The organism is Selenomonadales bacterium (assembly GCA_017442105.1).
Classification (GTDB): Bacteria; Bacillota; Negativicutes; order RGIG982; family RGIG982; genus RGIG982.
The window spans coordinates 1-12,187 of sequence record JAFSAX010000114.1 but is presented as its reverse complement, the minus strand read 5'-3'; the positions used below and the strand labels follow the sequence as shown (position 1 = coordinate 12,187).

At 50.5% G+C, this 12,187-nt stretch carries 14 protein-coding genes; 2 read left to right on the top strand and 12 right to left on the bottom strand.

Annotation, left to right across the window (positions count from 1 at the left end; genetic code table 11):
• Positions 1 to 266 precede the first annotated feature (266 nt).
• From IJN28_04470 to IJN28_04440, 7 genes are all read right to left on the bottom strand, one after another.
• Positions 267 to 1,262 carry a GGGtGRT protein gene (locus tag IJN28_04470; protein MBQ6713026.1) on the bottom strand — a complete coding sequence of 332 codons (996 nt, stop codon included), beginning with the start codon at positions 1,260 to 1,262 and terminating at the stop codon, positions 267 to 269.
• Positions 1,263 to 1,275: 13 nt separating this feature from the next.
• A complete protein-coding gene (locus IJN28_04465) occupies positions 1,276 to 1,968 on the bottom strand; it encodes a hypothetical protein (protein MBQ6713025.1) in 693 nt (230 codons plus the stop codon).
• Positions 1,969 to 2,255: 287 nt separating this feature from the next.
• Entirely contained in the window at positions 2,256 to 2,621 is a 366-nt protein-coding gene (locus tag IJN28_04460) for a DUF2085 domain-containing protein (GenBank protein ID MBQ6713024.1), read from the bottom strand.
• A gap of 11 nt (positions 2,622 to 2,632) precedes the next feature.
• A complete protein-coding gene (locus IJN28_04455) occupies positions 2,633 to 2,926 on the bottom strand; it encodes a zinc ribbon domain-containing protein (GenBank protein MBQ6713023.1) in 294 nt (97 codons plus the stop codon).
• Positions 2,927 to 3,116: 190 nt separating this feature from the next.
• The gene (locus IJN28_04450) at positions 3,117 to 3,332 is read right to left on the bottom strand and encodes a hypothetical protein (GenBank protein ID MBQ6713022.1); all 216 of its coding nucleotides are present in this window, start codon (positions 3,330 to 3,332) and stop codon (positions 3,117 to 3,119) included.
• 79 nt (positions 3,333 to 3,411) lie between these two features.
• Positions 3,412 to 4,551: an iron-containing alcohol dehydrogenase gene (locus IJN28_04445; protein ID MBQ6713021.1), complete on the bottom strand. Its 1,140-nt coding sequence runs from the start codon at positions 4,549 to 4,551 to the stop codon at positions 3,412 to 3,414.
• Entirely contained in the window at positions 4,548 to 5,939 is a 1,392-nt protein-coding gene (locus tag IJN28_04440) for an NAD(P)/FAD-dependent oxidoreductase (protein MBQ6713020.1), read from the bottom strand. The genes IJN28_04445 and IJN28_04440 overlap by 4 nt, the downstream gene beginning before the upstream one ends.
• A 179-nt stretch (positions 5,940 to 6,118) precedes the next feature.
• On the opposite strand from IJN28_04440, the gene putP reads away from it, so the two are divergent.
• Entirely contained in the window at positions 6,119 to 7,591 is a 1,473-nt protein-coding gene (gene putP / locus IJN28_04435; protein ID MBQ6713019.1) for a sodium/proline symporter PutP, read from the top strand.
• Between the two features lie 117 nt (positions 7,592 to 7,708).
• Here putP and IJN28_04430 read toward each other — a convergent pair whose 3' ends face one another.
• The 5 genes from IJN28_04430 to IJN28_04410 all read right to left on the bottom strand — a co-directional run bounded on the left by IJN28_04430 (position 7,709) and on the right by IJN28_04410 (position 11,272).
• Positions 7,709 to 8,089, bottom strand: a complete 381-nt coding sequence (locus IJN28_04430) for a desulfoferrodoxin (protein ID MBQ6713018.1) — start codon at positions 8,087 to 8,089, stop codon at positions 7,709 to 7,711.
• 34 nt (positions 8,090 to 8,123) lie between these two features.
• The gene (locus IJN28_04425; GenBank protein ID MBQ6713017.1) at positions 8,124 to 8,633 is read right to left on the bottom strand and encodes a ferritin; all 510 of its coding nucleotides are present in this window, start codon (positions 8,631 to 8,633) and stop codon (positions 8,124 to 8,126) included.
• Positions 8,634 to 8,853: 220 nt separating this feature from the next.
• The gene (locus IJN28_04420) at positions 8,854 to 9,165 is read right to left on the bottom strand and encodes a hypothetical protein (protein MBQ6713016.1); all 312 of its coding nucleotides are present in this window, start codon (positions 9,163 to 9,165) and stop codon (positions 8,854 to 8,856) included.
• Between the two features lie 11 nt (positions 9,166 to 9,176).
• Positions 9,177 to 10,850, bottom strand: coding sequence for a glutamine--tRNA ligase/YqeY domain fusion protein (locus IJN28_04415; protein MBQ6713015.1), 1,674 nt, complete (start codon positions 10,848 to 10,850; stop codon positions 9,177 to 9,179).
• Positions 10,851 to 11,026: 176 nt separating this feature from the next.
• A complete protein-coding gene (locus tag IJN28_04410) occupies positions 11,027 to 11,272 on the bottom strand; it encodes a GlsB/YeaQ/YmgE family stress response membrane protein (GenBank protein ID MBQ6713014.1) in 246 nt (81 codons plus the stop codon).
• Positions 11,273 to 11,500: 228 nt separating this feature from the next.
• Here IJN28_04410 and IJN28_04405 point away from each other — a divergent pair.
• Positions 11,501 to 12,187: hypothetical protein (locus IJN28_04405; protein ID MBQ6713013.1), on the top strand; the 687-nt coding region annotated here is incomplete at its 3' end.

Sequence of the window (12,187 nt, the reverse complement as noted above, 5' to 3'; positions counted from 1 at the left end):
TACCGAGAGCCTCCCTCTGATGAGGGAGGTGGCATGGCTTGCCATGACGGAGGGAGAGAATATCATAGGCGACCCATTACCGTCTCTCCCTCAGTCTGCTACGCAGACAGCTCCCTCATCAGAGGGAGCCGCCAATATATTTGCTCGTTCCCCTATCACAGCGAGCTTTGAGTAAAAAAACATGAAATTCCCCACAATGATTTGTGGGGGATTCGCTTCTGCACAAATAAAAAAGGAAGGTCTTAGACCTTCCTTTTTAGCTTTTCTTATTTCAAAGCCTGTTCGAGTGCTACTGCTACTGCAACAGTTGCACCAACCATTGGGTTGTTACCCATACCAATAAGCCCCATCATTTCAACGTGAGCTGGTACAGAAGAAGAACCTGCGAACTGTGCGTCGGAGTGCATACGACCCATGGTGTCGGTCATACCGTAGGAAGCAGGGCCTGCCGCCATGTTATCCGGGTGGAGTGTTCTGCCTGTACCGCCGCCCGATGCAACGGAGAAGTAGCGTTTGCCCATCTGGATACATTCTTTTTTGTACGTGCCTGCAACCGGGTGCTGGAAGCGCGTCGGGTTGGTGGAGTTGCCTGTGATGGATACGTCTACGCCTTCCATGTGCATGATAGCAACGCCTTCACGAACATCGTCTGCGCCGAAGCAGCGAACTTCTGCACGCGGACCGCTGGAATACGGTACTTCGCGAACGACAGCGACTTCGCCCGTAGCGTAGTCGAACTGCGTCTGCACATAGGTGAAGCCGTTGATACGGCTGATGATCTGAGCAGCGTCTTTACCAAGACCGTTGAGGATTACGCGAAGCGGTGTTTTGCGCGCTTTGTTCGCGTTTTTCGCGATACCGATAGCACCTTCTGCTGCGGCGAACGATTCGTGGCCTGCGAGGAACGCGAAGCATTTCGTTTCGTCGCGAAGGAGCATACCTGCGAGATTACCGTGACCAAGACCTACTTTGCGGTCGTCGGCAACGGAGCCCGGGATACAGAACGCCTGAAGGCCGATACCGACTGCTTCAGCCGCTTCGGATGCCGTTTTGACACCTTTTTTGATAGCGATCGCCGAGCCTACCGTGTAAGCCCAGCCTGCATTTTCAAATGCGATCGGCTGTACTTCTTTGACGATCTGCTGAGCGTCTACGCCTTTATCCAAGCAAATTTGTTTTGCTTCATCTAAGTCTTTAATACCGTATTCATTGAGTACAGCATTGATCTTGTCTATTCTTCTGTCATAGCTTTCAAACAACATGCCGCAGTCCTCCTTATTCCTGACGCGGATCGATGTATTTCACCGCTTCCGCGAACTGGCCGTATACGCCTTTTGCTTTTTCGATCGCTTCGTTGGCATCGATGCCTTTTTTCACGAATTCCATCATGCGGCCGAGCTGTACGAACTCGTAACCGATGATCTCGTTGTCGGCATTCAGACCGATACGCGTAACGTATCCTTCTGCCATTTCGAGGTAACGGGAGCCTTTGGCTTTCGTGCCGTACATCGTGCCGACCTGACTGCGAAGGCCTTTGCCGAGGTCTTCAAGACCTGCACCGATCGGAAGACCGCCTTCGGAGAACGCTGTCTGCGTACGACCGTATACGATCTGCAGGAAGAGCTCGCGCATCGCTACGTTGATAGCGTCGCAAACGAGGTCTGTGTTGAGTGCTTCGAGAAGCGTTTTGCCCGGGAGAATTTCCGAAGCCATTGCCGCGGAGTGCGTCATGCCGGAGCAGCCGATCGTTTCTACGAGCGCCTCTTCGATAATACCGTTTTTCACGTTGAGCGTGAGTTTGCAGCCGCCCTGCTGCGGTGCACAGTGACCGATACCGTGCGTAAGACCGCTGATGTCACCGATCTCTTTTACTTGTACCCATTTGCCCTCTGCCGGGATCGGAGCAGGGCCGTGATATGCGCCTTTGGCAACAGGACACATATGTTCTACTTCTTTTGAATACATCATCTGTCATCTTCCTCCTCTATGTAAAATAAAAACGGACATATCCGAAAATCCCTTACGGTCGTAAAGGAATCCTCTCTTGTCCTTACATTCTCTTAGGAATTTTTCTCTGATTTTAGACTATCATGTTTGGAGCATTTTGTCAATTCTGAAAACTTTCTGCCATATACAAAAGGGAGCAAACTATAGGCTTGCTCCCTCTCTTTGTTACATCATTTCGTTATGTTGCGACCATCGTTTGCGATATGCCAATCAACGCTTGCATCTGTGCAATAAACAGTTTCTCATTCTTATCTGTGCCAGTTTCTTCCGATATCCACGCCAAATTGAAATGTCATGACTGTCGTAATGACAAAAAACGCCAGCAGACCGTATCCAAACAACAACCCTGTCATGAATCTGCGTCGATTGTTGCTTTCGTATGAAGTCAGCAGTTGCACAAAGCCGTCTGCGACCATCGGTACCATCAACAGGAGCGATATCGTAAGTGATACTTGATAGGCATACCATGTCACGATACCAATGATGATACCTGCAAGCTCACCTGTACATCTGGCACATATCGGAAATTGCTTTCCGTTATAATGAAAAGACCGCTCTTTTTTGCAATGGCAGCCAAATATGATCGGCAGCCATTTATACAGCCAATTTCCCAACGATCTCTACCTTACAGACCCATACCAACACCGGCTAATCCCACGAAGAAATAGTACAGAACCGTAAGGATCACACCGATCAATGCCCCCATACCGGCAGCTTTTGCATTTTTCGGTTTTTTGTCATTCCAAACAAGGAACAATATCAATCCGACCAACGGAAGACAACAACCAAGCAATGTCCATCCCGCACCACCCGAATCCGATGTTGCAGGTTCCGTTTTTGTTTCGACAGCGACGCCGCAATGGATGCAGACTACGGCTTTATCATCAATTTCTTTTCCACAATTACTGCAATATTTCATATGAAAACTCCTATCTTATTATATGAATATCTTATTATTTATATAATATAAAATATTCAGTATATTGTCAACTTATATCTGCTTTAAGTACTTTTTATCGACAGAAAGAAAACCGATACATATCAGCATCGGTTTTCTTTCTGTTTCGTTTTGCATATTTTCATTGTGCCAAACAAATCATCGGTGCTTGTTACATCATTTCGTTCGATGTGATCTGTACTTTGTAGTCGCCATTAGCGGTGCGTTTGATGACGCCTTTTTTGCCTGCGCCGTCGTCTACGGTGATGGACTGCAGGTTGTTATTGATCAGGAAGTTCAAGACGTCGCCTTTGATGAAGCCTTCCCAGTTTTCTTTCGTTTTGATCTGTTCGTCCTTCATGTCGAAGTCTACTACGTTGTTGTCCATTGTGATTCTCCTTTGTTTCCCAGAAATAGCATTTTATGCTTATTCATTATAGGAAACAAAAGTCCGTTTGTCAATCGCGTTACGCTTCTTCTTCGAACGGTTCGCCGTCGTAGATGGCTTCCATCATACGGCTCATAGTGTCAAAGTCGATGGGGCGCGGATTGGACTTGGTCGAGCCTGCGAGGCACGCATGGATGAAGTCGTCCCAGCCTGCGATATATTCGTCGGGGTCGATGCCTGCGGCGCCGAGGCCTTTGGGGATACCGAATACTGCGTTGAGTTCGTCTACGACGTCGGAGAGCGGCATACCGAGCTCGTCTTCGAAACGGGCGAGTTTTTCGGCTACGTCGGGGTCTTTGGCATTGTAGCGGAGCGCGTACGGGAGGACGATGGCGTTGATGAGACCGTGTCCGAGGTCGAATTTGCCGCCGACGGCGTGTGCGATGCCGTGCGACATACCGAGTCCGACGTTGGTGAAGGCAAGACCTGCCATGGCTTGACATTCGTGCATGATCTCGCGTGCATCGAGAGAGCCTGTTTCGTACGAGATGACGATGTTGCCGAGGATACCGCAGATGGCACCTTCGGCGAGCGGTGCGGTGAATCGGTCGAGGTTGTGGTTGCAATATGCTTCGACGGCGTGGGTAAGCGCGTCCATGCCTGTTTCCGCAACGACGTTTTTCGGCATGGTGACGGTCGTTTCTACGTCGAGGATGGCGACATCGGGAATGAAGGCTTCGGATTTGAGGCCTATCTTGATGTTTTTGTCTTCGTATGTAACGACAGCGGCGCGCGTGACTTCGCTTGCGGTGCCCGAGGTGGTCGGGATGGCGATAAGCATCGTATTGCGTTTGGCGGGGATATTTCCTTTTGCCGCTTCTTCAAAGGTGAGGTCGGGGTATTCGTACATCATGACCATGACTTTGGCCGCGTCCATCGGAGAGCCGCCGCCGATGGCGATGACGGTGTCGGGTGCAAAGGCGCGCATGGCGAGCGTTCCTTTTTCGATCTCTTTGGTGGTCGGGTTTTTGGTAACGCCCATGTAGACTTCTACGGCGCGGTCTGTGCCAAGGGCGCGTTTTAAGCGGTCGAGTGCACCGCTGGCAATGACAGACTTACTGCCTGTGACGATCATGACGCGCTTGCCTGCGAGCTTGCCGCATTCAGCGAGCGAGCCTCTGCCTGTGATGATCTTTCCGCCGAATAAAATGGTTCTCATGCGTGATTTCCTCCTATGCGAGTAAGTATCGATCTTGCTGTATGCACGCCGCTGGCACCTGCCTGCGACAGGCCGCGTGTGACGCCTGCGCCGTCGCCGATGGCGAAGAAGTTCGGTATCTGCGTTTCGAGCTCACTCGAGAGCTTGAGGCGCGAGGAGTAGAATTTGACTTCGACGCCGTAGAGGAGCGTGTCGTCGTTTGCCATACCGGGTGCGATGCGGTCGAGTGCGTATATCATTTCAATAATATTGTCAAGGTGACGTTTGGGAAGGACGAGGCTGAGGTCGCCTGCCGTTGCCGCAAGTGTCGGCTTGGTGAAGCTCTGTTCCAGTCGATGCTCGTTCGTACGTCTGCCTTTGATGAGGTCGCCGAATCGTTGTACGAGGACACCGCCGCCGAGCATATTGGAGAACGATGCGATCTTCTTGCCGTACTGGATCGGTTCGCAGAACGGTTCGGTGAAGCGGTTGCTGACAAGCAGCGCGAAGTTGGTGTTCTTGCTGTGACGGCTTTCTTCGCGGTAGCTGTGGCCGTTGACGGTGACGATGCCGTCGGTGTTTTCGGCGACGACGTAGCCTTTCGGATTCATGCAGAAGGTACGGACGAGGTCGCCGTACGCTTTTGTCCGATAGACGAGCTTGGCTTCGTAGACTTCGTCGGTGATATGCTCGAATACGGCCGCAGGGATCTCGACACGGACACCGACATCGACTTGGTTGTTGACGAGGTCAAGGCCGAGGCGGCGACATTCGCCTGCGAACCATTCGGCACCGCTTCTGCCGGGTGCGGCGATGACGTAGGTGGCTTCATAGTCGCCCTTGTCGGTATGAACGCAGAATGTGCCGTCAGCTTTTCGCTCGACTGTTTCGACTTTCGTATGGAACATCATATCGATGCGCTCGTCGAGGACGTCTGATATTTGCTCTAAGATATGGTAGTTGTTCTCGGTACCGAGGTGACGGACTTTGGCCTCGAGGAGATGCAGTCCGTGCTGGAGTGCTTTTTTGCCGATGGTGCTGTTTTTCGTGGAAAAAAATTCACGTGGTGCGCCGTATTTTAAATTGATGGCATCAACATAGTCGATAAGTTCTTCGATCTTCTTCTCGGGAAGATAGTCGGTGAGCCAACCGCCGAATTGGGTGGTGAAGTTGTATTTGCCGTCGGAGAAGGCTCCCGCACCGCCGAATCCGCGCATGATGCTGCACGGCTTGCAGTTGATGCAATGGGGGACTTTTCCTTCGGAGATGGGGCATCGTCTATCACGAATGGCATGGCCTTCTTCTAAGAGGGCGACCTTGAGGGACGGTGCTTTATGACTGAGTTCATATGCGGCGAAGATCCCTGCGGGGCCGCCGCCGATGATGATGATATCGTACTGTTTGTTCATAGGGCTATGCTCCTTTCCTGAACGATTTTATCCGTTTTAATTATACCCTAATTCAGTATGTTTTCCAATACAGAGGTTCACATGTATACACAAAAAAATATATTGCAATCTCATGCACAGATTCGGTATAATAATACTATTATTCAAAGTAGTAAGATAGTAGAAAGGGTTTGGTTTTTATGGCTTCATTCAGTTTTGGGTTCTTGATCGCATTTGCGTTATACATATGCGTCATGATCGGTATCGGGATCTATTTCTATCACCGTACCAAAAATATGTCCGACTATATCTTGGGCGGACGTAAACTCGGTGCCTGGGTCACTTCGATGAGTGCTGAGGCATCGGACATGAGCGGTTGGATGCTCATGGGTCTGCCGGGGTTTGCGTATATCGCAGGTCTTAACGCAGGCTGGATCGCGCTCGGTCTGATCCTCGGTACGTGGGCGAACTGGCATTTCATCGCGGCTCGTCTTCGTAAGTATACGGAGATCGCGAACGATTCACTCACGCTTCCCGACTATATGCAGAATCGTTTCCACGATAACGGCATCGCGCTTCGTGTGGTCGCGGCGATCTTCATCTTGATCTTCTTCCTTCTCTATTCGTCGAGCGGTTTCGTCGCAAGCGGCAAGCTGTTCACGACGATCTGGGGCATGGATTACTCGATGGCTCTTATCTTGGGCGCAGTGCTCGTCGTATCGTATACGTTCATCGGCGGTTTTATGGCAGTATGCTGGACGGACTTCATTCAGGGCATCATGATGTTCTGCGCGATCATCGCTGTTCCGACGGCGGCTGTATGGGCGCTCGGCGGTATCGACCCGACGATGACGACGCTTTCGACTTCGTTCCCCGAGTTCTTCGATCCGTTCGTGATGGACGGCGCACCGACAGGCGCGATCGCTATCATCTCGTCCTTGGCATGGGGTCTTGGTTATCTCGGTCAGCCGCATATCCTCGTTCGCTTCATGGCGATCAATTCGGCAAGCGAGATCAAACGTGCAACGAACATTGCTATGACGTGGGTCATCATCTCGCTCGCGGCAGCAGTTCTCGTCGGTATGATCGGCCGTATCTATGTTACGCCTGAGCTTACGGGCGCAGATATTGAAAAGGTATTCATGGTCATGGCGAACGATCTGTTCTCGTCGTTCCCGGCAGGTATCGTCATGTCGGCAGTTCTCGCGGCTATCATGAGTACGGCTTCGGCACAGCTCCTCGTTAGTGCTTCGGCATTCTCGCAGGATATCTACAAAACGGTATTCAACAAGAACGCATCGCAGTCGCATCTCGTTCTCGTCAGCCGTATCACAGTCGTGACGATGGCGGCTCTCGCAGTCATGATCGCGATGGATCCGAACAGCTTCGTCCTCAGCATGGTAGCATATGCTTGGGCAGGCTTCGGCGCATCGTTCGGTCCGCTCATCCTCATGTCGCTCTTCTGGCGCAATATGACGAAAGCAGGCGCGATCGCAGGTATCATCGTCGGCGGTACGACCGTTCTTATCTGGCAGAAATTTGCATGGTTCGGCCTCTATGAGATCGTACCGGGCTTCTTCTTCGGTCTTCTCGCTATCATCATCGTCAGCAAACTCAGCGGCAAACCTTCGCAGGCTGTTCTCGATGATTTCGACAAGTTCAAAAACGCGTAAAACATATGAAAGTGAATCCCTCTTCGGCACCTGCCAAAGAGGGATTTTTTTATGCACCAATATACTCTGAACAGCAAAAAAGCTCCCGCGTTTGCGAGAGCTTTTTTATTCCCTTGATTATGCTTCTGCTTTCCAGAGGCCGTGGAGGTTGCAGTATGCGTAAGCCGCTACAACTGCATCGCCTTCTACGAGTGCGAACTGTACTTTCGGTTCGCCGTCAACGATGAGCTGTTTGCGCTGGTTGCCCTGCTGTGTTTCGAGTGCTACCCATTCGATAAGGTGTTCTTCGCCCATCGGATGGTCTACGGAACCTACCGTTACCGTAACGATGTTGCCTTCTTGGCTGATAACGGGAAGGTGTTTTTCTACCGAAGCTTCTACCGTGTTCGGAACGAGTTCAGCCATTTTCTGACCGCAGCACACGATCGGCACGCCTGCATCGTTTGCGAACGCTACAATATTTCCACAGTGAGTACATACATAAAATTTCATTTTCATTTCCCCCTCTTATTTCTCTCTATTTTCGGTTTCATCAGATCGTCAGCGACGGAGCAACGTATACGCGCGCTTTCAGCTCGCTGTTGAGGAGATAAAGTCCTCTTGCGTCCGTGCCGAACATTTCCATTTTGGTGATAAGGTCGTTTGCGTTGGCTTCTTCTTCGCCCTGTTCTTTGACGAACCAGTCAAGGAACTGCACGGTACGGAAGTCTTTGACCTGCTGTGCGGCATCATAGATGTCGTTGATGAGGCTCGTCACGTACTGTTCGTGCGCAAGGCCTGCCTTCAGCACGTCCATGATCTCACCGCGATTCCATTCGGGCTTGTCGATCGTATCAAGCGTAACGTCTACGCTGTTGTGATGCAGATAATCAAAGAAGAGCATCGCATGGTCGCGTTCTTCCTGTGCCTGGATACGGTACCAGTTAGCGAATCCGTCAAGGCCTTTCGATGCGAAGTAGTTCGCAAAATCGAGATACAGGTACGCAGAATAGAATTCTTTGTTTACTTGCTGGTTGATAAGGTCTGCAACTTTTTTATCCATTGGTGATCCCCTCTTTCATATTTTCCTTTTCCTCGATTATTAGTATACCATAGAGGTTATCTTTGCGCAATACCTTTTTCATAAAAAATCACAGCGTATTATGTATACTTATCTCTGCGCCTTCGTCTTGCGCTCGGTTTCGGTGCAGGATATCGCTTTATCAAGCATCTTGGCTGCAAAAGAAAAGGTACAGAGGATCATGCTCTCTGTACCTTCTTTATTATTTCGTTTTCGGTTTCGTTTCGACAGCCGTCATGGTGATGGTATGGCCTTGACGCTCTACGCGGAAGCGGTAATCTACGATGCCTTCCTGATAGAGTGCGAGCTTGAGCTCGAGGAGCTGTCTGCCGAGTTTTTCGGCGAGTGCAGGTGTGATGAAGTCAAGGAGCATATTGCTGTCGTCTTTTTTCTTCGGCTGCACTTTTTTCTTTTTCGTTTTTTCGTCTTGGTATCCGCCGTTTTCAAACGTGAGGTCTTCGTTCATGCCTGCCGTCATCTGTTCGTCGGATAATCCTCTCGGAATCTTCGCCACAGTCAGTCACCTCAGCCTTTCTTCTGCTGTTTCGCCCACGAGTCGCGGAGGCCTACGATGCGGTTGATGACGATCTTGTCATCGGTCGTGTCCGTATCGATGCAGAAATAGCCTTGACGGAGGAACTGGAATTTGTCACCGATCTTCGCGTCCTTGATGCTTGCTTCTGCCATGGAGGTGAGGACTTCGAGCGAGTTCGGGTTGAGTTTGGCGATGAAGTCGTCTGCTTCGTTTTCCTGTTCGCCGAGCATGAGGTAGTCGTAGAGGCGTACTTCGACAGGTACGGCGTGCTGTGCCGATACCCAGTGGAGCGTGCCTTTGACTTTGCGTGCTGCATTTGCACCGCCCGTTTTGCTTTCGGGGTCGTACGTGCAGTGTACTTCGACGATGTTGCCTTCGTCATCTTTGACGATCGATTCGCATTTGATGATGTAGGCGTGTTTAAGACGTACTTCTTTGTCAGGTGCAAGACGGAAGAATTTTTTCACCGGTTCTTCCATGAAGTCGTCCTGTTCGATATAAAGCTCACGCGAGAACGCTACTTGGCGTTCACCCATTTCGGGCGACTCGGGATTGTTCTCTGCGGTGAGGTATTCGACCTCACCTTCGGGATAGTTGTCGATGACGAGTTTTAACGGACGGAGAACCGTCATAACGCGAGCGGCCTTGCTGTTGAGGTCTTCGCGGATGCAGTGGTCGAGGAGCGCGCTGTCAACGAGGCTGTTGGCTTTGGCAACGCCGATGCGTTCGCAGAAATCGCGTACGGCTTCAGGCGTGTAGCCGCGACGACGGATGCCCGAGATGGTCGGCATACGCGGATCGTCCCAACCGCTGACGTAGCCTTCTTCGACAAGACGGCGCAGTTTGCGTTTCGACATAATGAGGTTGGTCATATTCAAACGAGCGAACTCGATCTGTTTCGGCTGCGGTTTCGGCATGTGGCAGGCTTCGAGCGTCCAGTCGTAGAGCGCACGATGGTCTTCGAATTCGAGCGTGCAGATGGAATGCGTGATGCCTTCAAGCGCATCGGAGAGCGGATGTGCATAATCATACATCGGATAGATGCACCATTCGTCGCCCGTGCGGTGATGATGCGCATGCGAGATGCGGTAGATGACAGGGTCGCGCATATTCATGTTCGGCGATGCCATGTCGATCTTCGCACGAAGCACGCGGCTGCCGTTCGGGAACTCGCCGTTTTTCATACGCTGGAAAAGGTCGAGGTTTTCTTCAACGGAGCGGTTACGGTACGGGCTTTCTTTCCCCGGTTCGGTAAGCGTACCGCGGTACTCGCGCATTTCTTCTGCCGTAAGGTCGCAGACGAATGCTTTGCCTTCGCGGATAAGGTCGAGCGTAAGTTCATAGATCTTTCCGAAGTAGTTCGATGCGTAGAACATACGGTCGTCCCACGTGAAGCCGAGCCACTTAACGTCCTCTTTGATGGATTCTACGTATTCGACGTCTTCTTTCGTCGGATTCGTGTCGTCGAAACGGAGGTTGCATTTACCGCCGTATTTGAGTGCCAAGCCGAAGTTCAGGCAGATGGATTTGGCATGGCCGATATGTAAGTAACCATTCGGTTCGGGCGGAAAACGCGTATGGATCTCCTGGTAGACCGAATCGTTTTTTAAATCTTCGTCAATGATAGCTTGTATAAAGTTCGAGCTGATGCGTTCTTCTGACATTGCGATGTCTCCTTTTTCCCCATAATCATAGATGATGCCCAAGGCAGAGCACCTGCGAGAGGCAGTCTTGCCATCTCGTATAAACGTTACATATTATCATATCATTTTTCCTAATATACGCGCAAGAGAGAAAGGCAGGAAAACGCGAGATTTTCGCTCCTCCTGCCCCTATTCGGTCAAAAATCGGAGTGCTCATAGATAACTCTCAGGAGCCACAGCGCACAAGAAGCACCAAGCACGCCGATCACGATCATGCCGAGCGCGCTGTCCGACGTGATGCCCACGAGCCGAAAGACCGCCGTTCCCATATACGCACCTACGATGCCCACCGCGATATGCGCCAGCGTACCGCTCTCCCAGCAGTATGCCATACGCGCCGACAGATATCCTGCGAGCACCCCCGATACGATAAACCAGAGCATCGCTTCGCCCCCATTCGTGAAAAAGTGCTACATACAGTATGTGCAAAGCGAAAAAGAAATATATCGCAAAAGGCGACCTAAATAAAACTTTCCTTGCAGGCAAATATTTCTGCTTGTGGTATCGTATGAACACTTAGCGAATGCGAGCTAAAAAGCGAAGCATGAGGTTAGTGAAAATACATGCCCTTGTGGTAAAATAGAAGTACCAACATTCGGGAGGAAATGTTTATGCTATTGCGCTGTATGATGATACTGCTTTTATTGATGATATCCGTGATGCCTGCTTGGGCAAGTGAGAAAGATGTACCGCCGACTACTACCATGACCGAGCAGATGACGATGGAAGATGCACTGTCTAAGGTCACCATTAAGGCAGAAGACTGGCTTGACGGCGATATGTATTATACGCGCTATACGTTTACCAATCCGACTGATGTCAGAATCGAAAAAGACATTCTCTACACGACTGTCGGTCTGTTTGCCTATTGGAACGACACGTGTTCCAAAATTGTAAAAGTAGACAACTCGCCGAATCAACATCTGAGCATCGCGCCCCACAGCGAAACGACAATGCTTCTTTCCTTCCCCAAGGAATACACACATGAACAATATTCATTCCGTTATGCGTATTTTTACTTTTCGGACAAATCCTCTCTCGCATATGATACATACACAGTCACACCCGAGATTCCCGTCAAAACGAGTGATGACCTCTTGAAAAAAAGCACTTGTCCCATATCTTTCGATATCGCCGTCATTCCTCCGAAGGAAAAAAACGGTCCCTCCGAACTTCTGTTGACGATCGACAATCAGACATCACAATCCTTTCACACGATAAAAGACCTGCAATCAGAAGGTGTTTTCTATATTCCTTCCATCGACCGCAATATGCGACTTGACTTCGCAGAGCAAGGT

Excerpts from the sequence above, each read along its gene's own strand:
- IJN28_04415 (MBQ6713015.1), bottom strand. The coding sequence starts at position 10,850 with ATGTCAGAAGAACGCATCAGCTCGAACTTTATACAAGCTATCATTGAC.
- IJN28_04445 (MBQ6713021.1), bottom strand. The coding sequence starts at position 4,551 with ATGAGAACCATTTTATTCGGCGGAAAGATCATCACAGGCAGAGGCTCG.
- IJN28_04455 (MBQ6713023.1), bottom strand. The coding sequence starts at position 2,926 with ATGAAATATTGCAGTAATTGTGGAAAAGAAATTGATGATAAAGCCGTA.
- putP (MBQ6713019.1), top strand. The coding sequence starts at position 6,119 with ATGGCTTCATTCAGTTTTGGGTTCTTGATCGCATTTGCGTTATACATA.
- IJN28_04425 (MBQ6713017.1), bottom strand. The coding sequence starts at position 8,633 with ATGGATAAAAAAGTTGCAGACCTTATCAACCAGCAAGTAAACAAAGAA.
- IJN28_04450 (MBQ6713022.1), bottom strand. The coding sequence starts at position 3,332 with ATGGACAACAACGTAGTAGACTTCGACATGAAGGACGAACAGATCAAA.
- IJN28_04430 (MBQ6713018.1), bottom strand. The coding sequence starts at position 8,089 with ATGAAAATGAAATTTTATGTATGTACTCACTGTGGAAATATTGTAGCG.
- IJN28_04470 (MBQ6713026.1), bottom strand. The coding sequence starts at position 1,262 with ATGTTGTTTGAAAGCTATGACAGAAGAATAGACAAGATCAATGCTGTA.
- IJN28_04440 (MBQ6713020.1), bottom strand. The coding sequence starts at position 5,939 with ATGAACAAACAGTACGATATCATCATCATCGGCGGCGGCCCCGCAGGG.
- IJN28_04465 (MBQ6713025.1), bottom strand. The coding sequence starts at position 1,968 with ATGATGTATTCAAAAGAAGTAGAACATATGTGTCCTGTTGCCAAAGGC.
- IJN28_04410 (MBQ6713014.1), bottom strand. The coding sequence starts at position 11,272 with ATGCTCTGGTTTATCGTATCGGGGGTGCTCGCAGGATATCTGTCGGCG.